The organism is Micromonospora sp. Llam0 (assembly GCF_003751085.1).
GTDB lineage: Bacteria > Actinomycetota > Actinomycetes > Mycobacteriales > Micromonosporaceae > Micromonospora_E.
Genome location: NZ_RJJY01000001.1, coordinates 5,981,321 through 6,007,369 on the forward strand (window position 1 = coordinate 5,981,321; position 26,049 = coordinate 6,007,369).

Annotated in this window: 22 protein-coding genes; 5 read left to right on the top strand and 17 right to left on the bottom strand. The window is 68.8% G+C overall.

Annotation, left to right across the window (positions count from 1 at the left end):
* Nucleotides 1–17 precede the first annotated feature (17 nt).
* The 9 genes from EDC02_RS25825 to nocL are packed head-to-tail and all read right to left on the bottom strand — an operon-like array spanning nt 18 to nt 12,168.
* On the bottom strand, nt 18–1,028 hold the full coding sequence (locus tag EDC02_RS25825) for a lantibiotic dehydratase C-terminal domain-containing protein (protein ID WP_123604184.1): 1,011 nt from the start codon (nt 1,026–1,028) through the stop codon (nt 18–20).
* Entirely contained in the window at nt 1,018–3,630 is a 2,613-nt protein-coding gene (locus EDC02_RS25830) for a lantibiotic dehydratase (RefSeq protein ID WP_148083626.1), read from the bottom strand. The genes EDC02_RS25825 and EDC02_RS25830 overlap by 11 nt, the downstream gene beginning before the upstream one ends.
* Complete coding sequence (locus tag EDC02_RS25835; protein ID WP_123604186.1) at nt 3,627–5,075, bottom strand: nitroreductase family protein; 1,449 nt, start codon at nt 5,073–5,075, stop codon at nt 3,627–3,629. Before EDC02_RS25835 ends, EDC02_RS25830 begins: the two co-directional genes overlap by 4 nt.
* Nucleotides 5,053–6,942 (bottom strand): TOMM precursor leader peptide-binding protein, encoded by a 1,890-nt coding sequence (locus EDC02_RS25840; RefSeq protein WP_158632304.1) that lies wholly within the window; start codon nt 6,940–6,942, stop codon nt 5,053–5,055. Before EDC02_RS25840 ends, EDC02_RS25835 begins: the two co-directional genes overlap by 23 nt.
* Before the next feature lie 5 nt (nt 6,943–6,947).
* The gene (locus tag EDC02_RS25845; RefSeq protein WP_148083627.1) at nt 6,948–8,867 is read right to left on the bottom strand and encodes a hypothetical protein; all 1,920 of its coding nucleotides are present in this window, start codon (nt 8,865–8,867) and stop codon (nt 6,948–6,950) included.
* Nucleotides 8,864–10,144: an AMP-binding protein gene (locus tag EDC02_RS25850; RefSeq protein WP_123604189.1), complete on the bottom strand. Its 1,281-nt coding sequence runs from the start codon at nt 10,142–10,144 to the stop codon at nt 8,864–8,866. The genes EDC02_RS25845 and EDC02_RS25850 overlap by 4 nt, the downstream gene beginning before the upstream one ends.
* On the bottom strand, nt 10,114–10,308 hold the full coding sequence (locus EDC02_RS25855; RefSeq protein ID WP_123604190.1) for a hypothetical protein: 195 nt from the start codon (nt 10,306–10,308) through the stop codon (nt 10,114–10,116). The genes EDC02_RS25850 and EDC02_RS25855 overlap by 31 nt, the downstream gene beginning before the upstream one ends.
* A complete protein-coding gene (locus tag EDC02_RS25860; protein WP_123604191.1) occupies nt 10,298–11,017 on the bottom strand; it encodes an alpha/beta fold hydrolase in 720 nt (239 codons plus the stop codon). The genes EDC02_RS25855 and EDC02_RS25860 overlap by 11 nt, the downstream gene beginning before the upstream one ends.
* The gene (gene nocL / locus EDC02_RS25865) at nt 11,014–12,168 is read right to left on the bottom strand and encodes a 3-methyl-2-indolic acid synthase (protein WP_158632305.1); all 1,155 of its coding nucleotides are present in this window, start codon (nt 12,166–12,168) and stop codon (nt 11,014–11,016) included. Before nocL ends, EDC02_RS25860 begins: the two co-directional genes overlap by 4 nt.
* Before the next feature lie 426 nt (nt 12,169–12,594).
* Between nocL and EDC02_RS25870 the strand changes: the two genes are divergently transcribed.
* From EDC02_RS25870 to EDC02_RS25880, 3 genes are all read left to right on the top strand, one after another.
* Nucleotides 12,595–12,744, top strand: a complete 150-nt coding sequence (locus EDC02_RS25870) for a thiocillin/thiostrepton family thiazolyl peptide (protein WP_089009173.1) — start codon at nt 12,595–12,597, stop codon at nt 12,742–12,744.
* 153 nt (nt 12,745–12,897) lie between these two features.
* Complete coding sequence (locus tag EDC02_RS25875) at nt 12,898–14,136, top strand: coproporphyrinogen-III oxidase family protein (protein ID WP_123604193.1); 1,239 nt, start codon at nt 12,898–12,900, stop codon at nt 14,134–14,136.
* Complete coding sequence (locus EDC02_RS25880; protein ID WP_123604194.1) at nt 14,133–15,287, top strand: hypothetical protein; 1,155 nt, start codon at nt 14,133–14,135, stop codon at nt 15,285–15,287. Before EDC02_RS25875 ends, EDC02_RS25880 begins: the two co-directional genes overlap by 4 nt.
* A gap of 33 nt (nt 15,288–15,320) precedes the next feature.
* Here EDC02_RS25880 and EDC02_RS25885 read toward each other — a convergent pair whose 3' ends face one another.
* Nucleotides 15,321–15,806 (bottom strand): hypothetical protein, encoded by a 486-nt coding sequence (locus EDC02_RS25885; RefSeq protein WP_199757769.1) that lies wholly within the window; start codon nt 15,804–15,806, stop codon nt 15,321–15,323.
* 274 nt (nt 15,807–16,080) lie between these two features.
* Here EDC02_RS25885 and EDC02_RS25890 point away from each other — a divergent pair, with 274 nt between their 5' ends.
* On the top strand, nt 16,081–17,370 hold the full coding sequence (locus tag EDC02_RS25890; protein ID WP_158632306.1) for a cytochrome P450: 1,290 nt from the start codon (nt 16,081–16,083) through the stop codon (nt 17,368–17,370).
* 13 nt (nt 17,371–17,383) lie between these two features.
* Here EDC02_RS25890 and EDC02_RS25895 read toward each other — a convergent pair whose 3' ends face one another.
* The 6 genes from EDC02_RS25895 to EDC02_RS25920 form a co-directional block, all read right to left on the bottom strand.
* A complete protein-coding gene (locus EDC02_RS25895) occupies nt 17,384–18,220 on the bottom strand; it encodes a TylF/MycF/NovP-related O-methyltransferase (RefSeq protein WP_199757770.1) in 837 nt (278 codons plus the stop codon).
* Nucleotides 18,221–18,256: 36 nt separating this feature from the next.
* Nucleotides 18,257–19,204 carry an NAD(P)-dependent oxidoreductase gene (locus EDC02_RS25900; protein ID WP_123604196.1) on the bottom strand — a complete coding sequence of 316 codons (948 nt, stop codon included), beginning with the start codon at nt 19,202–19,204 and terminating at the stop codon, nt 18,257–18,259.
* Nucleotides 19,205–19,252: 48 nt separating this feature from the next.
* Entirely contained in the window at nt 19,253–20,455 is a 1,203-nt protein-coding gene (locus EDC02_RS25905) for a glycosyltransferase (protein WP_123604197.1), read from the bottom strand.
* Between the two features lies 1 nt (nt 20,456).
* On the bottom strand, nt 20,457–21,287 hold the full coding sequence (locus tag EDC02_RS25910; protein WP_123604198.1) for a class I SAM-dependent methyltransferase: 831 nt from the start codon (nt 21,285–21,287) through the stop codon (nt 20,457–20,459).
* Nucleotides 21,288–21,570: 283 nt separating this feature from the next.
* Nucleotides 21,571–22,341: a VOC family protein gene (locus EDC02_RS25915; protein ID WP_148083628.1), complete on the bottom strand. Its 771-nt coding sequence runs from the start codon at nt 22,339–22,341 to the stop codon at nt 21,571–21,573.
* 2 nt (nt 22,342–22,343) lie between these two features.
* Nucleotides 22,344–23,012 (bottom strand): TetR/AcrR family transcriptional regulator, encoded by a 669-nt coding sequence (locus tag EDC02_RS25920; protein ID WP_199757771.1) that lies wholly within the window; start codon nt 23,010–23,012, stop codon nt 22,344–22,346.
* Nucleotides 23,013–23,102: 90 nt separating this feature from the next.
* On the opposite strand from EDC02_RS25920, the gene EDC02_RS25925 reads away from it, so the two are divergent.
* Complete coding sequence (locus EDC02_RS25925) at nt 23,103–24,398, top strand: MFS transporter (protein WP_123604200.1); 1,296 nt, start codon at nt 23,103–23,105, stop codon at nt 24,396–24,398.
* A gap of 6 nt (nt 24,399–24,404) precedes the next feature.
* Here the strand turns inward: EDC02_RS25925 and EDC02_RS25930 are convergent, their stop codons facing one another.
* Complete coding sequence (locus EDC02_RS25930) at nt 24,405–25,904, bottom strand: SulP family inorganic anion transporter (protein ID WP_123604201.1); 1,500 nt, start codon at nt 25,902–25,904, stop codon at nt 24,405–24,407.
* Between the last annotated feature and the right edge of the window lie 145 nt (nt 25,905–26,049).

A 26,049-nucleotide genomic window follows, 5' to 3' on the forward strand; every position in this document is an offset into this window, starting at 1 on the left:
CGTCCTCCGGCTTGGGGTCAAGAAACGGGGTGAGTCAGGGCACTGAACCGCTGTGCCCGTTCGGCGCGGGTCTGCTGGAGCAGATCCTGGTCCGCGACGGTGCCGGCATACTCGGCGAGCACGTGGTGCCCCAGGTAGCCCAGGAACGCCTCCTGCTCCGGGGTGAGACCGAGCCGGTTGTTGTGGGTGTGTAGGTAGCTGACCAACAGCACCCGGCGGCGGCGTGCCGGGTCGGCGTCCGGACCGGCCAACGTCACCGCCCGCAGCACCGTCGCCTCGGCTGCCACTGCGGCGACGGCCGTCCGTACCGCCGTGCTGTAGCCGTCGGTCAGCGGTCGGGCGGCGAGCAGCCGCCCGGTCTGGGCAGTCACCTGGCCTCGGCGTTGTGCCAGGAGCTGCGGCCAGGTGTCGAGGAACTCGTCGAAGACGTAGGGCGACCACATGAGGCAGTAGTGGCGCAGGAACGCCGCCGCCTCCGCCAGCGACAACCCCGCCGCGTCGAGACCTCGGAGCATCATCGTGAAGCCCAGGCCCAGACGGCGGCCGGGGCGTTCGATCACCTGCGGTAGTACGCTCAGCGCCAGGCTGGCACTACGGTCGAAGAACTCCTCGGCTACGGCCACCCCGGCCGGTCCGCCGTATTTGTCGTACTCGGGGACGTACGGTGCCTCGCGGACAGTGCCCGGTGGGTACGTGCTTCCCGCCGGTATTCCCTCCAGCGCGGCCATCGTGGGTTGTGCGATACGCGCGAACTCGTCGAGGTCGAACGAATGGTCCTCCGGGTGTACGCGCAGGTACCGGGTCAGCACCCCGGCCAGGTCCGCTACGACGGCATCGGCGTCCGTCGACGCGCACCGGACCCGCACCCGGACGTGGTGTCCGCCCTCCCAGTACCGCAGAAAAAACGCCCGGCGGACGCGGCATTGCGCCCGCAGGGCGGCCAGCGCGGGACCCAGCCCATCGGTCAGGAACGCGTCCTGCCCACCGAGCCGGTGCACGTGCACACTGCGCCAGACATCACCCGACATCGGTCACCCTCCGGTTGAACTCCACGAAGAACTCTTCGGCGCCGCCCGCCCCGTCCTGGTCCGCCGTCTGGGGCAGGCACTCGTGGAGCACCACGGATCCGCCGCGAATCGCCCTCGCCTGCTTCGCGAAGACGTGTGCCAGGAAGGGATTGCGGGTATCCAGGTAGTGCGGTTTGTGCAGTCGGGCGCTGCGCGCTTCCAACGCCCACTGCCGGGTTTCGGCGAGCAGGTCCCGCTCGCCGTGCGGCACCGCCCGTGGCGGAACCAGCCGGAAGAACACCTGTCGCGGCAGGCCGACGGATCGGCGCCAGGAGTCGAAGTCCGCCAAACCGCTGGACTCGTACCGTTCGAGCTGTGCCAGGGCCGGCAGGTCGTCGATGTCGAACCGCCACGACCGGCGGTCCAGCACGAGATCGCCGAGGAGCAGGCGGGGCCGTGGGCCGACGTACGGCCCGTCGGCGCGGTCCAGTTGGTCCCACAACCCGCCCCGGTACGTCCGGGTCGGCGCGAAGACGCATAGGAACCGGTACAGCATGGGTGCCGCCGCCGGGTAGAGGAAGTTCAACGGCACCAGGTCGATAGGCTGTCCGTCCCGGTCGGACACCAGCACCAGGCGGTGCCGCTGCCGGTCAGCCCGTACGCTGAGGTCGCCCACGGTCAGCGGTGCGGCACCGCCGGGTGCCGCCACCGACCCGGGGTACACCAACTCCATCGGACTCAACCGGGGATGAAGGTTGAAGTTCAGGCCCAGCACCACCGTGAGGTCGGTCTGCCTGGGTGCGGTGCGGGCGACGTGCCGCCGCAGCACCGTTGCCAGGCTCCAGCCGTCGGAGTCCTCGGGCTCCAGCAACTCGCAGAAGCGGGAAAAGAACACCCCGCGCCCGGTGGTCATCCCGTTGACGACGGCGGTGCCAGTTTCAACATCGAACTGCACCCGGTACGCGGCCGAACGCCACGGTGCCACGGAGGGCGGGAGCCGGTCCACGAACGCCGCGAGTTCGGCCGGGGCCAGGACCAGCCGCTCGGCCGCCGGATCGGCGGCCAGCCGGGACCGCAGCAGGCCGAAGAAGTCCTCCCGCAGCCTGTGTACCGTCGCACTGGTGGGATCGTCCACGCCGCACATCACCGCGCTGGCCGCAGCCGGCGGCAACTCGGCGAACCGCCGGTACACCTCGACGAGGGGCACCTGCGCGGTGGACCCGAACTGCTGGACGAAGAATCCGTACAGGCCCAGCTTCTCGATCGTGGCGTCGTCCAGGACGGGGACCAGCCGCTGCAGCAGGTCGAGGTTGTCGCAGTTGGCGGCGAGAATCTGCGGCCGCCAGGTGTTGGGCCGGCCGGTGGTGCCGACGTCCTCGTAGAGCGCCGCCCGCATGGCCTCGGGGGTGGGTGGTGGGCCGCTGCACACCTCGGCGAAGCGGTGCACCAGCGTTCTGAGCTGGGCAAGCAGGTCGGTCCGACGTCGGGCACTCGCGGCGCCGTACGTCCGCTCGATCGCTCGCAGGCCTTCGAGGATCTCGGCGCACGCCGCAGCTTGCGGGGTGCCGAGGCGGCGCAGCCGGACGGCGGCCTCCCCCGCCAGGTCGGTGGTCTGGTCCGGCAGCCCGAGCCCGCGGTGGCACAGCCCCAGCCGAATCAACTTCTCCACAGTGTCCCGGACGGACGCTGCCGGCAGCCCCACGGCGACCAACCGGTCGCACAGCTCGGTGACGGTCAGATCTCCCGCGCCGAGGATCGTCGTCAGGGCCCGCACCAGGTCGGTGTGCCGGGCAACGACCACCTTGTCCGGCTCGAACCCGTCCTCGGACCCCTCGATGGGTCGGCGGACGAAGACAGCACGGCCGTCCTGGACCCGCAGCGAATTGTTCAACCGGACCCGCAGTAGGGCGTCCGCCCCGTCGATCCGGTGCAACTGATGCAGCATCCACATGACCAGCCCGACACTGAGCCGGACCTGGGTACGCCGAACCGCCGTAGTGGGCACCGGCGCCCACGGCCCGGCACCGATTTCGGTGAAGGCGCCGAATGGCGAGGGTTTCAGTGCGACCCGGTAGGCGAAGCTGGTCACCGTGCTCTCGGCCCGGCGCGTCCGGCTGGCCTTTCGCCGGGCTTCCAGCGGATTCCCGGCATAGGCCATCACTTCCCGGTAGACGTCCTCGCCGGACAGTTGCACCCCACGCTGGAAGTCCTCGCCTCGGGCGACCTCGGCCAGCGCCTGCCGTCCCGCGCTCAGCTCCGCTGCCAGTACCTCCTCGGTCCGCGCCGCCAGCCCTTCGGCGATGCCGCGTTCGGCGCGCCATTCGTCGAGCAGGCCTCGGAGCGGGTCGGAAAGCAAATCGGGGCAGGACGGCGAGGGCGGCATCCGGTCGTTGTGCACCGCCCGCCTGATGGCGAGCAGTTCCCTCCGATACTCGGTCGCGCTGAGCGGGACGGCGGCGTACAACGCGTCGGCGAGCTTCTGGCGCAACGGCGCTCGCCGTCGGGCTGTCTCCTCCGCCTCGTCCAGCAGTGCCCAGAACCGCTCGGGCACCAGACCTCGCAGCGCGGGCAGGCCGAACGCGCCCCGCCGGAACAGCACGTACGGGCTGAAGTCACCGGTCATCGGGGCCTCACCGCCACCTCCCACTCGTCGCCGGCATGTACAGCTCCGACACAGATCTGTGCCTGCGCGCCGCTGTCCTGCCCGTCCAGGCCGTACGCCGCGTCCACCGCACCGGCGTCGAAGCCGAGGAAGGGGTGGTTGCCCAGGTCCACAGCGGTCGCGGCGAGGACGGTGGCTTCGATCGCCACGCCTACCGCCAACTGCTGGGTGCGGTAGTGCCGGGCCGACCGGCACCCGTGGCGGGGGGAGGCCACGACGTGGACGGTGAACGCCGCCAGTTCGGCGTTCACACCGCTGCCGAACAGGGCTTCCTGCAGGCGGGGACCGAGTCCGGGGTCCGGGCCCCGGCCGGCCGGGGCAAGCAGGTCCGGACGGTACGCATACCAGCCGGTCGGCACGCCCCGCACCCGGTGTACCGCCACGAACAGTCGGATGTCCGGCACAGCCGGATCCGCTCGGTCGCGCAGTTGCGCGCCAGCGGCCTCGGCGTGACATAGCACGGTGGACAGCGTCGCCGGGTCGACGGGGTGGCCGGTGAACGCCCGTCCGCCGGAGCGTCGACGCACGATGACCCGGGGGTCGTTGAGGTCCACCGACGCTGCCGCAGGCAGCGCCACCGCCCCGACGCGGGACGCCACCTCCGGCGCGGCGCGGAACGCCACCGGGTCCGGCGGCAGCACCTGAGCGCTCGCCTGGACGAAGTCGAACATCAGGGACCGCTTGACGCGCCGGGACCGCTCCAAGACGCTAGGTGCCTCGATCGGTGCCGGATCGACCCGTCCGGCCGCGCCGTCCGCCTCCACAGGGCCGCAACCGACGACGGCGTACACGCTTTCGTCCCGGCCGTCCAGGCCCAAAGCGGCGTTGACGGTGGCGTCGACGAAGTCGGTGCGGACCAGGGCGGTCCCGAACTCCGCCTCGGCCAGCCGGAGCACGCGACCGAGCACGACGCCGGCATCGACGGCGCCCAGTCGGAAAGAAAAGTTCCCGTACTTGTAGAAGTTTTTCCAGAATCGGCTGGTCAGGACCAGCACGACGGGCGGCAGGGCGGCCCCGGGCGCGAGCCGCAGACCCACGCACAGGAGACGGCTCGGTCGGTCCGCCGGCAATGCGAGCAGTTCCATCCGGTACGGGTCGACGTGCCAGAGCCGATCGGTGTGGGCGCACAAGACGTACACCTCGGTGGGGTGCATCGCACCACCGGATGGCACGGCGCGACGCAGCGTAGTCCGAGGGCCCCGTACCGCAGTGACCGCGACCGATCCGCCCAACACCCGCGCCAGTGGCCCCTCCGGCGACACCCGGGTCCCACTCTGGTGCACCTTCACCGGCCACGGCCCGTCCGGATAGTCCACCCGCCAGTCGGGTGCGTTGACCGACTGCGGATCCTCGCGTAGCCGCCGCAGGTACTCGGTGATCCGGTCAGGGGAAGGGGTGCGGTACATTTCCTACCTCCTCTCCAGCGGCCAGTTGACTGCGGTAGGGCAGGCTCGTCCCGTCGGTGAGGCGCGGCAACCCTTCGGTACGCCGGTTCAGATGGCCGAATGTCATCGGCACCAGGCCAGGCACGATCACCCGGGTACAGTGCAGCCCGTTGCGGGCCAGCTCGGGCATCGTCTGGTCGACGACCAGCACGTCCAGTCCGACGGCCAGGAGATCACCGACAGCCTGATGCAGGTCGCTCCGAATGTCCGGATCGTGCACGGCGACGGTGGCCACGACCTCGTCCAGCGCAACAGTCGGCTGGACGGTGTCGAGCAGGAACGAGTAGCGGTCGCGTGCCTCGGGCAGGGCACCTACCAGCGAGTGGTCCTCCATCCGCCGGACAAGTGTGGGGTCGGCCAACATCCGCAACGCCTCCGGCCGCCGCTGTGGATAGCTGTGCCGGGTGGCCAGGATGCTGCCGACGAGTTCGTGGAGTCCGCCAGTGACTGCCTGCCGGGGGTCCGGATGGGCTCCGGAGCCAGCGAAGACAACTGGCCCGACACCTGGCTGCGATCGGTACGCCATCAGCCAGAACGTCGGCAGCCGATATTCCATCGTAGACTGAAAGCAACGGACGTCGAAGCCGGTAAAGAGCTTGGCCTTGCGCAGCAGCACGCCGAGATCCCCATCGGTGGGCAGCTCTACCTCCGGCAGGGCCAGGCGTCGGTACCAGGTGAGCAGGAACGAGTCGCGTTCAGCTACCTCCCGCAGTCCGTGCAGCACCGCTTCCTCGACAGAGTTGCCAAGGGCGCACCCGTTGGAGGTGTCGTAACAGAACGACACCTCCTGGTCGTGCCGCGGCCCCCAGAACGCGGACCGTTCGGGTACCAAGATCCGGTCTCCGGTCCGGAACGAGTACGCCCACACCCAGTCGACGACGATGTCCGGATCGAAGGCCTGGTAGCGAAAGTTTTCCCGGGCGTACGAACTCGCGGGGTGCATGCCCAGCCGGGGTGGGTGGAGGGCCTGGTCCGCGACATCGGCGTAGGCCGCGCGCACCGGTGCCCGCCGACCGCCGCGATGCAGGCCGGCGTAGCGTTCCAGGCCTTCCAGCACGGCGATCGTGCGGCTGTCCGCGTAGCTGCGGGCCCGGCCGATGGCCGGCTCCCGCCGCCCCCAGCGAGTGGTCAACTCGACGGAGCAGGCCCCGTACGGGCTCTGCAGGTCCTGCCGGAGCTCCTTGAACAGCCCCAATCCCGAGAACAGATAGTCTCTGCCGAGGGTAGCGGCGTCCAATTGTCGGGTACGCAGGGTCACCGGTGTCAGTTTGGGCATGGCGGTGTCGGTCGGGGTGAACGATGGCACCGTCGTCGACGCGGGCCGGCCGCAGCCAGCGCAGGTCGAGTCGGGCAACAAAACCTGGGGCTCGGCCGTCCCGACCTCGGTGTCCAGCACGAGCACCCGGCCCGGGGGCAGCAGCGCGCCGTCCAGGGCAGCCTGGACGTAGCGCTCGACCATCCCCAGCGCAGCCGGGCGCAGCGACCAGATCCGCGAGTCCTGGCTCGACGACTCCGGCATCGTGTCGCCGTCCACGTCCGGACCGAACGGAGAGTTCGCCACCCGGATCACCAGGCAGCGGGGACAGCCGGCCCGGGTGGGCGTCCACATCGGCCCTATGTACACCAGGGCGCGCCACATGCCCACGAACAGCAGGGACTGGCCGAGCCCGACGCATTCCACCATCGTGTCGTGATGACTGTCGACGTCGTCGAGTTTGGCGACCAGGAGGCGGACCCCGGTGCCCGGGCCCGCCGGCCAGGTCAGCCGCGCCGCGAGGTGACGGGCCAGGAAGCCGGTCCCGACGACGTCCATCGATGCAATCGCCATCGCCGTCATGCCGGCACCCCCGGAACGGCCACAACGAACGCCTGGTCGTCGAGGAAGCCCAGGAGGTGGCCGAGGTCGAGACCGTCCGCCCACCGGGTCCGCCGGTCGAGCCAGGCCAGGGCCTCCGGCCAGGTACGTACCGGCGGGGCCAGATGGGCGGCCCGGACCGGCCCGTCGTCGGCAGCGCACGCAAGGCCGTCGGCCACCGCCCGCAGCAGGGCGTTGTCCCGGGCGTGGCCGGCGGTGAGACCCTGGCCGGTGACGATCCCCGTCGTGGTGTCGAGCACGACCCGGACGAAACCCGTCGCGTCGTCGGTCACGGCAGCCGTCCGCCAGGAGCCGCAGGTGGCGAGTTCGCTGGCGAGGAACGTACCCACCGGTCCTGTCGTGTCGTCCAGGGTGGGGAAGGCGCGGGTCGGCGCCACCTCCGCTGGGACGGCTTGCGTCACGGTGGGCACGGCCTGCGCCGCAGCGAGGCGGGCCCGGTACAGGGACTCCGCCCGGGACCAGCCCGCACCGACGTACCAGCCCTCGGCGAGCAGCCCGGCGCGGTCGGCCAACTCCCGGGCCAGCTCTTCCCACGCCGCCAGGACGACCTGGTTGCGGGCCTCCCTGGGGGACACCGCGCGGCAGACGATGCGGACGACACGGGGCACCCGGGCACTGTTGTCGGGCCGGGCGACCCGGCACGCGCTACCTGCCAGCGGAGCCTGGTCGATGTCTTCCTCGCCGAGGGCCAGCACTGGCCCGACGACAGGGTCGGTCCACCCCGCGCATGCAACGACGATCCGGTCCGCGACGGCGAGGACGTCGGCCGTGTCCTCGGGAGTCGGGACGTCGGGACGAACCAAATCGTCCTCGTCACCGGCGGGCTCCAGTCGGGTTCCGTGCGCGGCGTGCTGCGCGGTGGCCGGGTCCGCCCGGTGTGACGGGCAGCGCGGGTGCCGGCGCGGCTGGTGGGACCGCACCACCGGGGCGATCGGTTCGATGGTCGCGATCCGCTCGAACGCGGGTTGCGGCACTCCGGCCAAAACGGCGAAGGCGTGCTGTGCCAGATGCAGTGCGGCGATCGCGGCGGGTGCCGCAGCCATCGGCAGCGGTTCACCGGTGGTCGCCACCGCCCGAGCCGCCGTCCAGCGGTGCATACAATCCCAACAACTGCGGGAACCGCCGGGCAGAGCCACCGTGAAGTCGCCGCATCGGCCGAGAACCGACAGGAACCGTCCCTCGTCGCGCAGCCGGGCCTGAGCGTCGGCAAGGCGGGAGACCGCCGCTGGATCATCGTCCGCCTCGTCGGCAAGCAGCACCATCGGCGCGTTCAACTGCTCCGCTCGGTCGACCAGTTCCGCCGGCTGGACCTGGTCGACCTGTTGGACGTCGTACCGCACCTGGTCGTCCCGTCGTTCGGCGGTGGCGAGGACCTGCGCGACCCGCTCGTCGTCCGACTTGGCCACCACGACGTGCAGTCTGGCCAGCCCGAAATCGGTCAGCGCGCCGAGCAGCGCGGTGAGCGCGACGCCACGACCGGCCACGAGCAGCGGTGTCGACCGGGCACGGTGGAACCGCGCCACCGGCCGTTCCTCCGCGTGCAGTTCGAGGAAGTCCAGCTGGGCCGGGTAGTACCGGCGGAGCCGGTCCGGCACCGGCTCCGCCGGATGCCGGACCTTGGCGAGAAAGCCGTTCGCGTCCAGGGTCGCGACCAGTTCCAGCACAGAACGGCGGGCCGCGTCGGGCAGTCCACATACCAGGTCGTCCAGCGTGCGTTCGCCGTCAAGGCTGCCGAAGAGCGCGGCGACGAGCCGGTAGGCGCCAACACCGCGGATTGTGAACGAACCGGAGTTGTTACTCAGCCGCACCCCGTCGGGCCGTCGTACGAAAAACGCGTCAGGCCGGATGCGGAACCGACGCGAGTCAGCTGCCGTCATCGCAACTTCCCGTGCGCGTTGTATACGGTGCCGGCCGCCTGATCAGCGAATACCTGGACGTCGATCGGCCGTTCCAGCTCGTCGAGCTCCAGGCAGTGCGCCCGAACCGCGGCCGGTTCGACGTCGCCAACGATCCGGGCGACGAGCCGCTCCAGACCGGAGTCGCGGCGCTCGACCAGTACCCGCACGTCCGACACGCCGGGCAGTCGCAACAGGTGGCGTTCGATCGCCCGGGGGTAGATGAGCACACCGTGCAGCTTCTCGCCAGCGTCGACCCGGCCCTCGAGACACAGGTTCCCGGCGGCGTCGAACCGGCCGTAATCCATGCCCTCGACATGATCGCCGGTGGCACGCGGCGACTCCCCGGGCCGCCAGAGATAGCGGCAGCAGTCCGGTCCGGCCACCGCGACCCTGCCCACCCCCCGCTCGTCCGGTTCGTCGATCCACACGGTCTTGCCGAGAATGGGCCGACCGACATGCTGGTTGTGGCCGGGATCATGGTCCACGGTGATGGCCCCGGTCTCGGCCGTCCCGTACAGGTTGGCCAGCGAGACCCCCCGGAACCGATCCCGGATCAGGTCGACCCGGGTCTTGGTTACATGGCCGCCGCCGAGAAAGAGGCGGACGTGCCGCATGTCGACGGGTGCGGCGGTGCCGGCACAGGCCGCTGCGGTCACCGCTGGCACGCCCAGCACGAAGGTGTCGCGCGACGACTCCGACACCGGCGCCCAGTCGTGCGTCGGGAAGACGACCATGTCCCGCTGCAGGAACAAGCTGGGCAGAACGACCATGAAGAACGCTGCCGAGAACTGCAGCGGCAGGCAGGTGGCGAGAACCGCCGGGGTGCGACCGTCAAACGCGGGCTGGAACATTGCCCGCTCGTAGTGCAGTGCGACGAGTTCCCAGGCGTCGGCGTGACCGATCGCGATCTTCGCGGCCCCAGAGCTGCCGGAGGTGGCCACGCCCCAGATCGGGCGGCCGGTGGGACCCGGCAAGGGTGGATCGATCTCGTAAAGACCGGTGGCGAGCTGCCGGCGTGCGCCAATGGAGCCGGGAGTCGCCCACAGCAGGGTGGTGTCCGGGACCGACGCCACCGCGAGGAGTGCCGCCACGGATGCCAGACCGACGGACGGATCAACCACGTAGGCCCCGCCCGGTCGGACCTCGGCGACCCGATGGGCCGCGAGGTCCCGCCAGCTTGCGTGCTCGCCGCCCCAGTACACCCCGGTGGTGGCGGACGATGTGGTCAGGAAACGGTGGAATGCTGCTCGACCCATGCCACCCACCCCTCGATGGTCAGCGGCCCGTCCTCGGCGGGCGTGCCGTAGCCCTGATTCGTCAGGTACGTCCGGATGACCACCGACTCCAGCGAGTCAAGAGTGCGACGGGCGTCTTCTTCCTGCACCAGATGGGAAAGCTGAGCTCGCACGTCATCGCTCACTGCCGTGCTCCTTCCGCCAGAACGCCTCGACGGCGCTGTTGAACTCATCCGGCGCGTCGTGGCTGGCGATGTGTCCCGCGCCGTCGATGACATGTCCGTGCACCCGTGGTCCGTACCGATCCGCATCGCGCGCGGCCGCCAGCTCCACTGACTTGAGCGTCCCATTGATCAGCAGCGTGTCGGTGTCGAGCGCGGCCAGGGCCTCTGGACGGACCAGTGCGGTGTCCTCGTACGCCCGCTCGACGTGCTCGGTGAAGGCGGCCAGCGTCGCCCTCCACCGGGTGCCGTGCAGGCGGTCGTACTCGACGACCAGGGCGAGGTCCGCTTCCACCAACGTGCCGAATCCGGCGAGCAGGGTGACAAAGGCGTCCCGCCGCAGGCCGGGCGCGAAGCCGGTAAGGACCAGCGAGTCGACCAGGTCCGGTCGACCGGTCGCGCACCGCACGGCCAGGGGTCCGCCGAGGTACGAGGCGGCGACCAGCCGTCCGGGGCCGCCGAACCGCTCGATGACCGTCGTGACGTAGTTCAACGCGGTGTCGAGGTAGTCGGGGCCAGCGTCGAGCCGGCACCGGCCGTGTCCGGGAAGGTCGACGGGTACCACCCGGTGCCGCCCCTCCCAGGCCCGGATCTGCCCGCTGAAGTGTCCGTACCCGGTGCCCAGCAGCCCATGCAGCAGGTACACGGGCAGCTGGTCTGCCTGCCGGTTCAACCGATCGCGACGGTCGGCACGCCGGCGGGGTCGACGAAGTGATCGACCCGCATTCCGCTGGCCTGCAACCGGCTGAGGATGTGCCGAGGGCGGCGCAGGTCGGCGACCAGGAATTGTGAGGTGTTCACATCGTTCTGCGCCTGGGTGCCCGCGCGGTACGGTGCCACGTCCGGGCTGCCAGGGCTGAAAACTCCGGCCAGACCGACGGCCTTGTCCTGGAAGTCCTGCGGCTCTCGGGTGGTGAGTACGAGACGCTGCTCCGGGCAGGTGAATGCGACGACTGCGAGCATCCGCAGGTAGTCGTCGTCGTTTACGCGGGTGGTGTCGCGGGAGGCGTTGGCAGGACGCATCCGTGGTAGCGACAGATCGACCACGGCGCCGCGTTCGTGCAGGTGGGCACCGTGCGCGACGAGGTCCACGAGTTCGGCGGCCAGATCGTCGTGCAGGCCGACCAGCACTCCTGGGTTGACGTACCGGAACCCGGCGTCGAGCCAGCGGTCGAAGGAGACGACTCGGCGGTCGAAGTCGGCCTTCGGCACCTCCTGCGGCGTCCGGCCCATGAACCGCTTGTACGTCTCTCGGTCGTAGGACTCCTGGAAGACGCACATGGTGACGGGTTCGGAGGGGCGGATCCATTCCCCGAGGACGTCGATCTCGTCTGGTTCCATGCTGCCGATGTTGAAGTAGATGCGCTCGAAGCCCATGTCGAGCGCGGCTCGCATTGCCCAACCGATCCGGAACGCCGTGCTGAGCCGTGTGTACTTGTCCTGGTACTCGCCGGTCAGCAGGCCGACCCCGCGGACGCCTTCATGGGTGTAGAGGATGTCGAGCTGCTCGAGGATCTCGTTTCGGCCGGAGAACTTGCGATCCATCCGGGTGTTGCCCTTACGCATCGAGCACATCTTGCATTCGGAGTCGCAGTGGTTGGTGGTGTAGAGCGGCACGAACGTGTGCAATCGCGGCTCGCGAGTCGCGCACCGGGCCTCTGCGGCGGCGATGAGCTCTTCCGTGGAGATCGTCCGGTCCTGCCACAGGGCCAGTGCGACGGCAGGTCGGCCTGCGGCGGGAACCTTACCGACGGGCGACGCCAGCGCGGCCCTCGCGTCGACCGCCTCGGCCTCCTTCTGCACAGCGCCGAAGTCCGGTTTCACGAAATCGGATGTGGCTGTGGCGCTCTGATCCCTCACGACTTCCCCTTCCGACAGTCGGTGGTGGCGCAATTTCCCGTTGCTGCCAACATACGAAATTGACGCATCCCACTGGGTGACCTCGGTGAGGCTACCTCGGTGCAACCACAAGACGCAACCACACTTGACAACACAAAAACACCCCGGTAAAAGCCATCCGATTGCCCAAGGCCAAGGGGTCTAGCTGCAACAACAGGTCCGGACCATGGCTATCCTTGACGTCAACGATGCCACCCGTAGAGCCGGATCATAACAAGGTTTTAGCACCCTTGTAGTCAGAATCTACTTTGCCAAGGATTGTTTGGCAAAGCTTGACAGAGCCGCCCATCGATCAATAACTTCACCTTCGGGGCCGCATCCGGAACCACTTTCAGAGAAAGAGGTGGCAAAATGGAGAACGAACTCTCGACGCTCGACATCGACGACCTGGAGATCTCGGAGTTCCTGGACGAGAGCCGGCTCGAGGACAGCGAGGTCGTCGCGAAGGTCATGTCGGCGTCCTGCACCACCTGCGAGTGCAGCTGCAGCTGCTCCTCCTGATCACCCTCGACCGCCTGGGTTCGCCAGTGAAGTCCGGTGACCCGGCGTAGAGAACGCTCGCACGACTGAGCGTGTCCCGTGGTCGACGGCCCCACCGCCACGGGACACGCTCGGACGGCAACCAACCCGCAGACTGCTCGAAAGGACCGGCTGATGAGGACCGCCCCCGCCGCCGACAACCAGCTCGGCCTTCCCAGCAGCACTGCGGACAGGCGCGTCCTGCTGCTGTACGTACACGTACCTTTCTGCCACTCACGCTGCACGTTCTGCGACTGGGTGCAGGCGATCCCCAACAAGGACCTCCTCCGCAAACCCGGCGACTCCGTCCGGGAGAAGTACATCGACGCGCTCTGCCGGGAGATTCGCGAGCGCGGTGCCGAGCTCGCCGGGAGCGACACGATGTCGTACGTCATCTACTGGGGTGGCGGAACCGCGAGCAGCCTCGACAACGACGAAGCCACCCGCGTCATGACAGCCCTGCGGGACGCGTTCGACCTCAGCATGGTCGCCGAAGCAACGATCGAGTGCAGTCCGGACACGGTAGACGCGGAAAGATTGGCCTTCTTCCGCAAACTCGGCTTCAACCGAGTGTCCAGCGGGGTGCAGTCCTTCGACGACGACCGGCTGCGGCGGCTGGGCCGCCGGCACACCGCCGACCAGGCCATCCGACTCACTCACGCCGCCCGCGAGGTGGGGTTCGACGACGTGTCGATCGATATCATGTCCGGCTTTCCGGACCAGCGTCTCGACGAGTTACGGTACACCGTCGACCACGCGGTACAACTGCCAGTCAACCATCTGTCCCTCTACTCGTTCCGCCCCACACCCGGCACGTTCATGCGACGTCGGATGAACCCCGAGGAGAAGCGCGGCTACCTCCGCGATCAGAAGCACCTGTTCACGCAGGCCCGACGGCTCATCACCACGGCCGGGCTGAGTGAGTACGCGTCCGGCTACTTCGGGAAGGTGTCACCGTTCGCGGCGATGTACTTCCAACTGCGCGCCGACACGGTGGGCTTCGGATCCGGGGCGATCTCACTGGTCAACCAACAGTTCCTGGCGCATCGCAAGGGCCTGCTGCACAGCTACGTCGACGCCCCTACCAAGTTCGACGTCGCGGTCCCGGCCAGCCAGGACCGTGTCCTGATCTCCTTCCTTCAGGCCGGCCTGGCGATGTTCGACGGCATCCTGCGCGACGAGTGGCTCGTCTCCACCGGCACCGACCTCGACGAGGTGCTCACCCGTCCGGCCATCGCGCCGCTGACCGATTTCCTGCGGGGACGAGGGCTCATCTGTGACGAACGTGGCATCCGTTTACCAGTACGCAACGTCGGAGTGACGCTCATCGAGCTCGCCTTCGAGATGGCGATGTCGCAGCCGGAGTTGGCGTGACCCACGCCGATTGGCAGTGGTGGGAGCTGGAGCTGGTCGTTCCGGCGGACTACTGGTGCGCGACCGTCGTCGAGGTCGGTGGACCGCTGCTGCGTACGGTCTCGGAAGTAGCGGCGCCGATCGCCGACACCGTACTCGTCCGTGATGTCACCGTACACGGATCGACCGCGCTGTACCTGCAGGCACGAGCGGCCTCCGGCAGCGACCTGGCCGAGGCTTACCGGGCCGTACGCGGCGGCATCCAGCGGTCGCTGCCGGTCGCCGCCGACGCCACCGTCGACCCGTCGGGTCCGACGGCGCGCGCCCACTCGGGCCGCGGAATCGTGGCGACCCCCGACACCGCAGTGGTGCGTCCCGCCAGCCTCGTCCCGCTTGCCGGTCCGGTTTTCGGCGGACGGGCCCTGCCCGCCCTCACCCGCTCCTTCCTGCGACAGGTCGGACCGGCGCTGGTTCAGCTGGCCGTCGCCGGCCGTCGACAACGGCAGTCTCTCGTCAAGGAAGCCTTGTCCGTCATGGCGGCGCAGCTGGCGGCGCAGGGACCGTCGGCCGCGCCCGGCGCGTCGGAACTGCCACTCAACGGCGTACCGGTAGGTTTCGTCAGTTTCCGGTCTCACGCCGAGGCGTTCCTCAGCACCTGCCGTGATCCGCACGCCGCGCGTGCGTCAATGGACGAGCGCTACCAGCGTGCGCGATCCGTCGTCGACACGTCGGTCGAGGGCGTCCTCCGAGCGGCTGATGGCGGCCTGCTGACGGACGGGCCGGCAGGGCTGTGGTACCGGACCGCCCAGGCGGCGAGGCAGGAGTTCGAGGCGGCCTTCCGATCGGGGGAGATTCAGGTAGCCGCACCGGTCGATCCCAGCACGCACGACAACGAGCTGGCCCGGAGCGGATTCCACCGCAAGGCGGCGGCCTCCGCAGCACTCCAACGGTACGTGCAGAGCGACCCGGCCTTCCTGGCGGTTCGCCTCGGTACCAGCCTGCTCTATCTCGGACTACACACAGCCGGTCTGACCATGGCCGAGCGGTACCTGCTCTGTTACCTGGTCAGCCGCAGCTGCGAATCGTTGAGTGGCACCGACGCGCTGTCGGTCCTGGACACTCTGTCGGCACCGGAGTCCTCGGCAACGGATCCGGCGGCTACCGGCCGGTGAGGCTGCCGCGCGGGCGCGGAACGGTCTCAGCCGTCAGGACCGTTCGCCCGGATCGCCCTTGGTCGTCGGAATGACCAACGCGTCAGGCTCGGGGACGTACTCCCTGGGCCGGCTGAGCGGTTCCACCGCAGGTTCCTGGAATGCCAGTCCGAGGCCGGCCATCAACGCGCCGACCGCACTGATGCCCTCGACCGCAGCTTCGACCGAGAAATACTCCCTCCTGGTCGGCCGGTAGCCGATCAACTCCCCCACCCGGGATACGGCCGGCGGTCTGCCGTACGCGGCCTCCTCGTTGTCCCACAGGTAGACCGCACCCCAGAGCTCGCCCTCCGGACCGGTCGACGAGATCCAGAGCTTCTGCCTCAGCCCGACGATCTGCGAATACGCATCGACAGCGTAGTCACGAAGGTAACCCCGCAACGAGGTGATCGTCTGTTCCGACTGGGAGAGATTCCAGAGGATGATGGAGCAGTACAGGCGCTTCGCCACCACGGCGTCCTCCTCATAAACTGTGGCCACCGATAATCCTAGAAGATGAACGGGCGAACGGACAGTTCCGGGAGGTGACCCGAAGGTCCCGACACAGCCTCACTTCGGATGGTGCGGGCGATCGCCTAAAGGTTCGGTCTAATCTCGCTACAGCGGTGTTCTATTCGACTTGACCAGAAGCAAGACACCTTGCGAAGCACGGATGTCCACGCTATCTTTTGAGCCACCGGTGGGCAGCCCATCCACTCGTCCGTCGCGCGGATTTCATGACCAGAGGATCCACCCTCCTGTCAGCGGAGTTGAGATGAACACCGAAACGGACAAGACCTCAGCAGACGGCGGCACCTCGGTATCCACCGGTTCGGGTTCACCGGCAGATCCGCCGACGTATCCGTTCGCCGCCGAATGCCCCTTCCGACTCCCGCCGGAGCTGGGCCGGCTGCGCCGCGAAGCCCCAGTCGCTCAGGTTCGGCTTCCCACCGGCACACCCGCGTACCTGGTCAGCAGCTACCAGCACGTTAGGCAGGTGCTGACCGACGAGCGGTTCAGCCGGCGGCCGGTGCGTGCCCGGGCCGTCTCCGGCCAGGCCGGTGGGTCACCCGACGGCCGGACCCGGCCCGCCACACCCGCCTTCGACTTCGGGCTGTCGATAGCCGATCCGGCGGACCACGCCCGCTGGCGCCGACACGTCAACCAGGTGTTCAACGTCCGCCAGGCCGAAGCCATGCGACCCCAGGTCGCACAGCTCGTCGAGGAGTTGCTCGACGAGCTGGCCAGTACCCCACCGCCAGTGGACCTGATGGCGCACTTCGCCTTCCAGCTGCCGCTGCGGGTGTTGTACGCACTGTTCGAGGTGCCCGACAACATCCGTCCCGCCTTCGGTGAGTGGGCGGTCTCTCTGCTGGATAGCGGCGCGTCGATGGCGACTTTCGGCGCCGTGATGTCCCGCCTGCACCGCGCCGCCGTCGAGCTGCTCGACGTCCGACGCGCCCAGCCCGGTGACGGTCCACTGTCCCAGCTGATCCGACAGCCGGGTGAGCTCTCCGACGACGATCTGGTCTCCACGGTGCTCCTGCTGGCGATCGCCGGTTACGAGACCGTGGCGACCCAGCTCGGCAACGGGTTGCTGGCACTGTTCCAGCACTCCACCGAGCTGACCCGGTTGCGGTCGGGCGAGGTGGCTCTCGACGCTGCCGTCGAGGAGATCCTCCGGTACGCCCAAGCCAGCACCGGATTCTCCGGCATGATGTACGCCACCTGCGACGTCACCGTCGCTGACGTCGTGATCCCGGCCGGCGCGGCGGTGCTGGTGTCGATCGACTCGGCAGGCCGCGACGAGATGCGGCTGTCAGCTCCCGAGTCGTTCGGCCTCTCCCGCGGATCGACCAACAGCCACCTCGTATTCGGCGCTGGTGCCCACTTCTGCCTGGGCGCGCCGCTGGCCCGGGTCCAGCTACAGGAGTCCATCGGCCGGTTGTTCGGCCGGTTCCCCGACCTCGCGCTGGTCACTCCGGTCGCGGACGTGGCCATTGTCAGTAACCGGTTCAGCCGGAGGCCGGCCCGACTCGAGGTGCGGCTGCGACCTCGCGACTAACCCGGACGGGCGCTCAGATCTCCTTACGCCAGTACACGCCGCACTGGTCGATGGTGGTCAGATCCGGCTCCGGCGTACCGGAGGCCTTCAGATAGTCGTGTACGGCCTGCCGACACTCGTCCAGGAAGTGATAGTCATCCACGACGACGTACCCGCCGGGCGAGACCCGGGGATACAGGTGTTCCAGGGTCAGGTAGGTGGAGTCGTAGAGATCGTTGTCCACCCGCAGGATCGCCAGTTGCTGCACCGCTGCCGTTGGCAGCGTGTCGGCGAGCCATCCGGGTAGCAGGTTGACCTGCTCGTCGAGCAGGTCGTACCGGCGGAAGTTCTCCCGTACGTCGTCGGCCGAACCGCCCCGGAGGAACAGCGCCTTCATCGCCTCGGCGGCCTGCCGGCGCCCCTCGTCGGCCTCGCCGGCCAGCTCCGGGTACACGTCCCGCAGTTGGTACCGGACTTCGGCGGGAGGCTCCGGGAATCCCTGGAACGAGTCTGCCAGCCACACCCGGCGGTCCGTGACCCCGTACGCCTTGAGCACGCCACGCACGAAGATCATGGCACCGCCGCGGCCGACGCCGGCCTCCAGGAAATCCCCGGGTACGCCATCGCGCAGCACTCGCTCGGTGAGCTCGCGCAGATTGTCGAGCCGGGCGAAGCCCACCATCGTGTGCGCCTGGCTCGGGCAGTCGAGCCCTTCGACGCGGGCCTCGAGCCCGAACGGTACCTGCGGCGCCCACGGCGGAGAGATCGGCGGGTCCTGGTAGATCACGTTCGTCACGCAACGCTTGAGTAGGTCCAGGTAGAGCTGGACTGGGCTGTGGTGGCCCGTCCCAGGTGGCGGGAGGTCTGTCACGGTCGTTGATCCTCTCTCGGCGTGTGGGCGGGCCGGTCAGCCGGCGCGGCGTAGACCGTTCGGCGCGGTCCAGTGCTCGCCCTCGGTCTTGATGAACCAGTCGACTGTTTCGGCCAGGCCGTCGGACAGCTCCCGCAGGGTGCCGGGATCGATGCCGATCCTGCGCAGCGTCTGCGCGTCCGCCCTGACCGGCACCTGCGGATCCTCACCCGGTCGCATCGGCAGATCGACGATGGGGACCCGGCTGAAGCCCTGTTCGGCGGCCAGGTCGATCGCGATCTCGGCCAACTGACGGATGGTGGCCGACCGGACGGGGCCCACTTCGACCACGTCAACGATCCGTCCTGCCGCCACCGTCTCCAGGGCGGAGACCAGGGCTCGGGCGACGTCGCCGACCCACACCATGTCCGACACCTGGTGCCCACCGCCGTACAACTCGACAGGCATGCCGGACAGCGCCCGGCACACGACGGCCGGGGTGATCTTCCGGACCTTGCTCGACCCGAACGGCGCGGCCGCGAGCTGGCGCGGCCCGTACGCGTTGACGACCCGTACGCTGCTGACCCGGGTCGCGCGTTCGACGCTGTACATCCGGACGAACCGCTCGATGGTCGTCTTGGTGATCGAGTACGAGTTGTTCATGGTGTGGTTGCCCACACAGATGTAGACGCCGGGCAGGTCGTACTGGGTGATCGCATCGAGGAAGTTCAGGCCACCGAAGATGTTGATCTCGGCAGCAGGGCGTGGATTGCCGATCGTCTCCTGCGTACCGAGAACAGCGGCCAGGTGGATGACGGCGTCGCAGTGGGCGGCCAACTCGAACATCGCGGTGGCGTCCCGGACGTCACCGAGCATCACCTCCCATGGCGGTGCCGACGCTCGGCGTTGGCGGTCGAATGCCACCGGTTCGTGGCCCCGCTGTGCCAGCTCCTCGCAGACGTAGGTGCCGATGAATCCGCAAGCTCCGGTCACTCCGACCTTCATGGCGGTCCTTTCAAAGTCCGGCTGATACTCACAACCGATCGGGTCAAGTCACCGGGCCGCAGCCGCGACATGCGATTGCAGGTCGGCGGCCAGACGGTCCAGCGGGGGCAGAGCCCGCATCTGGCGGCGCAGGTGCACGGCGCGGGTCCGGTAGCCGGGATCGCGTAGGACAGTGGTCACCGCCGCGCGCAGCGCCGCCGGGGTGACGGTGTCGGCGTTCAACTCCAAGGCCAGCCCGAGCCGGGAAAGGCGAGCGGCGGTGGCGGGGTGGTCGCCGAACAGGGGCAGGGTCACCATCGGAACCCCGGAGCCGATAGCCTCCCGGACGCCGTTGAATCCACCGTGGGTTATGAAGAGATCACAGAAGGGCAGCAGTTCCTGCTGCGGAACGAACGACTCCAGCCGTACGTTGGTCGCCCGCGCTCCGCCCCATCCGTCTGGATCCTGATCCGATCCGATCGCCACCACAGCCCGCACTGGAAGCTGCCCCAGTGCCTCGACGGCGGCATTGAGCAAGTCGACGGCCCGAGGGTCGAAGCGTGGCGCGTTCATCCCCAGGCTCATCAGCACGAGGGGCCCCTCGCCGTCAGGCAGGGAGACGTCGACGGCCCCCGCCGGGTTCTTCTGCTCGTCCGCTGCGGACGGGCGGTAGTAGGAAGCGCCGGACCAGCGCAACTCGGCCGGGTAGAACGCGGCTGGGATTAGCCCCACCCGGAACGGTCGTACCGGGTGCCAGGGATCGTCGGTCGCCGGCAGATCGACCTCGGCACGCAGACGATTGAGTTCGTCGTGGGCGCCGGGCCGGGCGCACGGCGACAGCGGAGCTATATCCACTGTGACGTACGGGACCTTCAGAGACTCAGCTGCCAGGTAACCGCCCAGTTCGGTGCACTCCCGTAGGACGCAGGTGGGTCGCCACTGCCCGAGCAGCTCGATGATCTCGGTCGCCTGTCGACCGGTGTACGGAGTGATGAAGGGATGGGCGGGCATCCGCGACGTCCTCCCTCCGGCCGGGCGCGGGACCGCTGGCGCCGGAGCCTGCCCGGCGGCTGCCCGGGCGCTGAGCAGTTCGTCTATCGTCCGCATGCTCGGCACGGTCAGCGCGTGGAATCCCGCCGCTTCGATCAGTTCGCTGACCCCGGGTCCCGACACGACGGCCACCTCGTAACCTGCGCGCCGGGCGACGCGGGCTGCGGACAGGGCACCGACCAGGTGGCTCGGATTCGGGTGAGTGGTGACAGCCACGCGCATGTCAGAAGCCCACCATCTGGGGTGCGGACGCTCCCCCGTCGGCGGCGTAAAGCTTGGAGTAGACCGCACGCAGACCGGCGTTGTACCGCTGCCAGTCGCCCAGTGTCATGGTGACGCTGGCAGCGACATACCGGCCGAGTCGGACGACGCTCCTGACCTCGATGCCCGCACGGTCGGCCACCGCGTCCGCCACCTCCCCGGCCGTCAGGCCAGCCGGGTCCCAGGTGGCGTAGAACTTGCCCTTGGTGAAGGCCAACGGAGTCAACTCGCCACTCAGGTACTGCTCCCAAAGCGCCATCGCCACGCCTGGAATATGGGCGCTCGACCAGTCGTCGACCACTACGACCCCGCCGGAACCGAGTGCCCGGCGGGCGGTCTCCATGTCGGCGCGGGCGACCTCGTAGGTGTGCCCACCGTCGATGTGCACGAGCCGGCACGAACCCGCAGCGACAACCTTGCCGAGCTCTTCGGACGGCCCGACATGCACGCGTGGCAACCGATCGTGAAACCGCAGGTAGTTCTTCTCGAAGTCCGCCTGGTGCAGGCCGGGGTAGAACGCCGCGTTCTCCTGGGCGTTCCCGTCGCTCACCATGGCACCGGAGTCGAAGATGTCGCAGACCGTGAGCGATTCACCCGCTGCGGGGAAGAACCCCAAAAGGATCGCGCTCTTTCCTTTGTAGGCACCGATCTCGACGATATCGCCACGGAACCCGTGGCCAGTCTGCAGATCATTGATGACGCCCATCAGGTAGGCGTCCGTGGGATAGAGCCATCCTTCCACGTCGTCCCGGCCGGGGTCGCAAACAAAGTCGAGATAGTCGGCCAGCCTCATGTCAGCACTCGGTTCCTCTCACGACGGATTCCGGCAGCGCACCGGACGTCGTTCCAGCTCTCCCTTGCAGTCGACGGAGAAGCTGGTGGAACAGTTCGGTGTGCGGGCGAGCCTAGGATCACGCTCAGAACTATGTCAACCAGCGTCTATTTTTGTGGCCGTAGTAAAGCACGATTCAAGCGCCCCTTGAGCGAGACTGTGTCGAGCAGCGGATTCCAGCGTCGCGAGCAGCCCGCCTGCGCGATCTGGATCCAGTCGACACGGAGCAGGTCGGGAAAGATCGCTACATCTGGTCCCGGTGTCCGGCGGTCGTCGCCGTGGCTGCCGTCACCTGGACGGCGATCCCCTCGGCGCTGGACAACAACCGGCGTGTGGAAGGTGGCTGCGAGCCGGGGACGGGTGGTGCGAGGTTGCCGCCGGATCGGGCGGCACGCTCGCCGAGTGCGTCAAGGTCCTCGTCGACGGCGACGACGAGTTGCCATTGGGTGGCGACCGCTCCGCCGCGAACCCGGATCAGGTCGGCGGAGTGCAGGGCCGCGCCGAGTGTCTCCTGGTAGAAGCGGCGGGTTTCGTCGGGTCGTGGGCAGCCGAGAATCATCCGGTGTGGGGCGGTGATGACGCCTGCCGGATGTCGCCAGCCGTGGCTGCCCTTGCGGTGCCACAGCGATACGGGCGTACCGGAGGGGTCGATCAAGGTGGCGATACGCCCCTGGTCGGCGATGTCGAAGGGTGCGACGACGAGTTGGGCGCCTGCGGTGGTGGCCGCCGAGGTCCGGTGGTCGACATCGTCGACGGCGAGGTAGTAGGCGACGTGCGGCGGGGTGCCGGGTGGGTAGATCGGGGCGGCCAGGTCGCTGACGGTGCCGATCCGGTGGGTGCCGACGGTAATCGTGGTGGCGCGGCGCCAGTCGTCGTCGTCCACCGCGAAGCGCCAGCCGAGCGTGGCGGAGAAGAACCGGGCGGTGTCGGCGACGTCGCGGGTCTTGATGTCCATCCAGCAGAATTCACCGTCGGCGCCGAGGTGCGGCGGCGTACCGGCAGCGGGATTGCGCATGTTCACGACAGTTCCAGCGTCAGGCTGGCCGGGATGGCGTCGAACGCGTCCTCGACGAGGCGAGCGAGCATCGGGAGTCCGCCGTAGCCGATCTGATGTTCCTGGCCGGGTTCGCCGTTGCTGCGGCCGGCGACCCAGTTGCGGGCACCGCACCGCCAGGCGCTGAGGGCGAACTCGCCGAGCAGTCGCAGGCGTACGTCGTAGCGGCTGTCGGCATTCAGCCGGGTTTCGAGGATCTCGACGAGGCGTTGCTGCACTTTCATCGACGACAGGACGCTGTGGTCGCGCAGCACGGGCGTACCGGCCGCGAGCCGGCGGGTGGCCAGGAACCGGCGTTCCCAGTCGTCGGGCATTCCCACGATGGCCGCGACCAGGCTGGCGCGTAGGGCGGGTAGGGCGGGTCCGGGCTCGTCGTGGTCCTGGAAGTGGGCGATGTACGCCTGCCAGAGCTCGCCTTCGGCGGCCATCGCCACGTCTTCCTTGCTCGGGTAGTAGCGGAAGAACGTGCTGCGGGCCACTTCCACGTGGGCGGTGAGCTCCTCCAGGGTGACCCGATCGAAGCCGCGCTCGGTGAACAGTCGCAGCGCGACGTCGGCCAGCGCCCGCCGGGTGCGCTGTTTCTTGCGCTCGCGCAGCGGCAGGGCTTCCAGCCGGTCTGGATCGGCAGTCACCAGAGGATCATAGCGGAGCAAGCCTGAGACGCATTTCACACTTGATGCCAAACAAAACTCGACCCAATATAAGACTCGATTTACTTTTCGATGGCGCTGGGGGTCGCTGTGGTCGTGCCGGTCGATCCGCAGCCCCGACCCCAGTCCAGGCCGGGTCGACCCGTCCTCGCCGTGCTACTGCTGGCGTCCACTCTCGGCGTGATGGGTGGGGCGACGATCGCCCCGGTCATCGAGGTCGTCCGACAGGAATTGGCGGTCGGCGGCACCGAGGCCGGTCTGGTCCTCACCTCGCACAGCCTGGCTATCGCGCTGGTCAGTCCGCTCGCCGGGCGGGCGGCGGACCGGTTCGGCATCCGCGTACCGCTGGCGGGTGGGCTGCTGTTGTACGGCGTCGGCGGTGCGGCGGGGATGCTCACCGCCACCTTGCCGACGCTGCTCGCCACCCGGCTGGTCCTTGGCACCGGAGCCGCCGCCATCTTCACCTGCTCGGCGGTGGCGATGCTGGCGCTGTACCAGGGCCCCGACCGCGACCGCGTCATGGGCTGGCGCACGACCGCCGTCACCGTCGGTGGGTTCGCCTATCCCCTGGCGGCAGGGATGCTCGGACACGTGTCCTGGCAGGCGCCGTTCGCCATCTACCTCGTCGGCGTACCGCTCGGAGTGGCCGCCCTGCTCACCGTCCCGGCCGGCGCTGCGGCCTCGATCCGCCCGGCCCGAGGCACCACGTCGCCAACGTCCAACAGCCGCCGGGGCGCCGTGCGGTTGCTGCGAGACCGTCCGCTGCTGCTCGGACTCTGCGGGATCTGGGTCGCGACCGCCGGGCTGATGATGGTCCTCGCGGTCTTCCTGCCACGCCGGCTGGACCAGCTCGGCGTCCAGGACACGGTGCTCGTCGCGGTCTACTCGATGGTGGTCTCCGGTGCCACCGCCAGCCTGGCCGGCCTATCCTACGCGCGGCTCCGCGCCTGGCTGTCCTATCCGGCGCTGCTGCGCGGGGCGGTGCTGTGCTGGACGGGCGCATTCGTCGTCTTCGCCGTCGCGGACCATCCGCTGCCGCTGCTGCTCGTGCCGGCCCTCACCGGTCTCGGCAGCGGTCTCGGCAGCGGTCTCGCCATGCCGACCTTGACCGTTCTGATCGATCACGCCGCGCCGCCCGGGCAGCGCGGAACGGCCACTTCGCTGCAGGGCAGCGCGCTGTTCGGCGGCCAGTTCTTCTCCCCGCTGGTATTCGGGCCGTTCATCGAGGCGACGTCTATCGCCGTCGGTGCGGCGACTGCAGCCGCCGGCACCGCGATCATGTTCGTCGCTCTGCTCCGGCTCGCCGACCCGGAAGGGTCGGCGGACCGGACGTCCACCGGTCAGGCCGGCGGCGCTCCGCCGGCCTGACCGGTGTCAGTGGCCGACCCTGAGCTGCCCGGCGAGGGTGTCGTGGATCCGGGCGCTGGGCTGGTTGAGCTCGATGATCTCGACGCTCTTGCCGCGACTGGCGTACTTGGTGGTGATGGCGTCGAGCGCGGCCACCGACGAGGCGTCCCAGATGTGTGCGTGCGTCATGTCGATGATCACCCGGTCCGGGTCGCCGGCGTAGTCGAACTGGTAGACGAGGTCGTTGCTGGAGGCGAAGAACAGTTCGCCGTGCACCGAGTAGATCCGGGTAGTGCCGTCGGGGTCGAGCACGCTGGTGACCTCCACCATGTGCGCGACTCGGCGGGCGAAGATCACCATGGCGACGAGGACACCGATGATGACGCCGATCGCGAGGTTGTGGGTGATCAGCACTGCGGCGACGGTGGAAACCATCACCGCGAGTTCCCCCCACGGCATCCGCTTCAGCGTGGCCGGGGCGACGCTGTGCCAGTCGAACGTCGACACCGCGACGATGATCATCACGGCGACCAGGGCGGCCATCGGGATCCGGGCCACGATGTCGCCCAGGGAGACGACCAGGATCAGCAGGAACACGCCGGACAGGAACGTCGACAGCCGGGTCCGGGCACCGGCCGCCTTAACGTTGATCATGGTCTGGCCGATCATGGCGCAGCCACCCATACCGCCGAAGAAACCGGTGACGATGTTGGCCACCCCCTGCCCCCACGACTCGCGGGTCTTGTTCGAGTGGGTGTCGGTGATGTCGTCGACCAGCTTCGCGGTCATCAGCGACTCCATCAGCCCGACCAGGGCGACCCCGAAGGCGTACGGAGCGATCAACTGCAGGGTGGCCCAGGTGTACGGGATCTGCGGCAGACCGAGCACCGGCAGACTGTTCGGCAGTGAGCCCTGGTCACCGACGGTCGGCACGGCGAAACCGGCGACGACCGTGACGACGGTCAGCACGACGATCGCGACCAGCGGCGCGGGCACCGCCTTCGTCAGCCGGGGCAGCCCGACCATGATCACCAACGCGACGGCGACCATCGGATAGACCAGCCACGGCACCCCGATCAGGTACGGAACCTGCGCGGCGAAGATCAGGATCGCGAGGGCGTTGACGAAGCCGACCATCACGCTGCGCGGGATGAACCGCATCAGCCGGGCGACGCCGAGCGCGGCGAGCAGCACCTGCAGCATCCCGCCGAGGATCACCGCCGCCAGCAGATAGCCGAGCCCGTGGTCGCGGGCCAACGGGGCGACGATCAACGCGATCGCGCCGGTCGCCGCGGAGATCATCGCCGGCCGGCCGCCGCAGATGGCGATGGTCACCGCCATGGTGAACGAGGCGAACAGCCCGACCCGGGGGTCGACCCCGGCCAGGATCGAGAACGAGATCGCCTCCGGGATCAGCGCGAGGGCCACCACCAGGCCGGCGAGGACCTCGGTACGGAACACCTTCGGCGACAACCACGACGGGCGGGACAGACGCGGCCGGAACGCCGCAGGGGAGAACGCAGACATACAGCCTTTTCCGATCAGGGCGCGCGGCGGCGCGCAGGGGTCTCGTGACGGGATCCGCAGACCAGCACCGATCCCGGTGATCATGGCGGCACGATCCGTCACGATCACGATGACCCGAGAAGATGACCTGGTTGTTTCCTGGCGT

What these genes read in the sequence shown, in the direction of transcription:
- EDC02_RS25910 (WP_123604198.1), bottom strand. Translation starts at nt 21,287, where the DNA reads ATGAGGCTGGCCGACTATCTCGACTTTGTTTGCGACCCCGGCCGGGAC.
- EDC02_RS25900 (WP_123604196.1), bottom strand. Translation starts at nt 19,204, where the DNA reads ATGAAGGTCGGAGTGACCGGAGCTTGCGGATTCATCGGCACCTACGTC.
- EDC02_RS25835 (WP_123604186.1), bottom strand. Translation starts at nt 5,075, where the DNA reads ATGTACCGCACCCCTTCCCCTGACCGGATCACCGAGTACCTGCGGCGG.
- EDC02_RS25925 (WP_123604200.1), top strand. Translation starts at nt 23,103, where the DNA reads ATGGCGCTGGGGGTCGCTGTGGTCGTGCCGGTCGATCCGCAGCCCCGA.
- EDC02_RS25905 (WP_123604197.1), bottom strand. Translation starts at nt 20,455, where the DNA reads ATGCGCGTGGCTGTCACCACTCACCCGAATCCGAGCCACCTGGTCGGT.
- EDC02_RS25830 (WP_148083626.1), bottom strand. Translation starts at nt 3,630, where the DNA reads ATGACCGGTGACTTCAGCCCGTACGTGCTGTTCCGGCGGGGCGCGTTC.
- EDC02_RS25850 (WP_123604189.1), bottom strand. Translation starts at nt 10,144, where the DNA reads ATGGGTCGAGCAGCATTCCACCGTTTCCTGACCACATCGTCCGCCACC.
- EDC02_RS25930 (WP_123604201.1), bottom strand. Translation starts at nt 25,904, where the DNA reads ATGTCTGCGTTCTCCCCTGCGGCGTTCCGGCCGCGTCTGTCCCGCCCG.
- EDC02_RS25825 (WP_123604184.1), bottom strand. Translation starts at nt 1,028, where the DNA reads ATGTCGGGTGATGTCTGGCGCAGTGTGCACGTGCACCGGCTCGGTGGG.
- EDC02_RS25875 (WP_123604193.1), top strand. Translation starts at nt 12,898, where the DNA reads ATGAGGACCGCCCCCGCCGCCGACAACCAGCTCGGCCTTCCCAGCAGC.
- EDC02_RS25870 (WP_089009173.1), top strand. Translation starts at nt 12,595, where the DNA reads ATGGAGAACGAACTCTCGACGCTCGACATCGACGACCTGGAGATCTCG.
- EDC02_RS25845 (WP_148083627.1), bottom strand. Translation starts at nt 8,867, where the DNA reads ATGACGGCAGCTGACTCGCGTCGGTTCCGCATCCGGCCTGACGCGTTT.
- EDC02_RS25840 (WP_158632304.1), bottom strand. Translation starts at nt 6,942, where the DNA reads ATGGCGATTGCATCGATGGACGTCGTCGGGACCGGCTTCCTGGCCCGT.
- EDC02_RS25890 (WP_158632306.1), top strand. Translation starts at nt 16,081, where the DNA reads ATGAACACCGAAACGGACAAGACCTCAGCAGACGGCGGCACCTCGGTA.
- EDC02_RS25915 (WP_148083628.1), bottom strand. Translation starts at nt 22,341, where the DNA reads ATGCGCAATCCCGCTGCCGGTACGCCGCCGCACCTCGGCGCCGACGGT.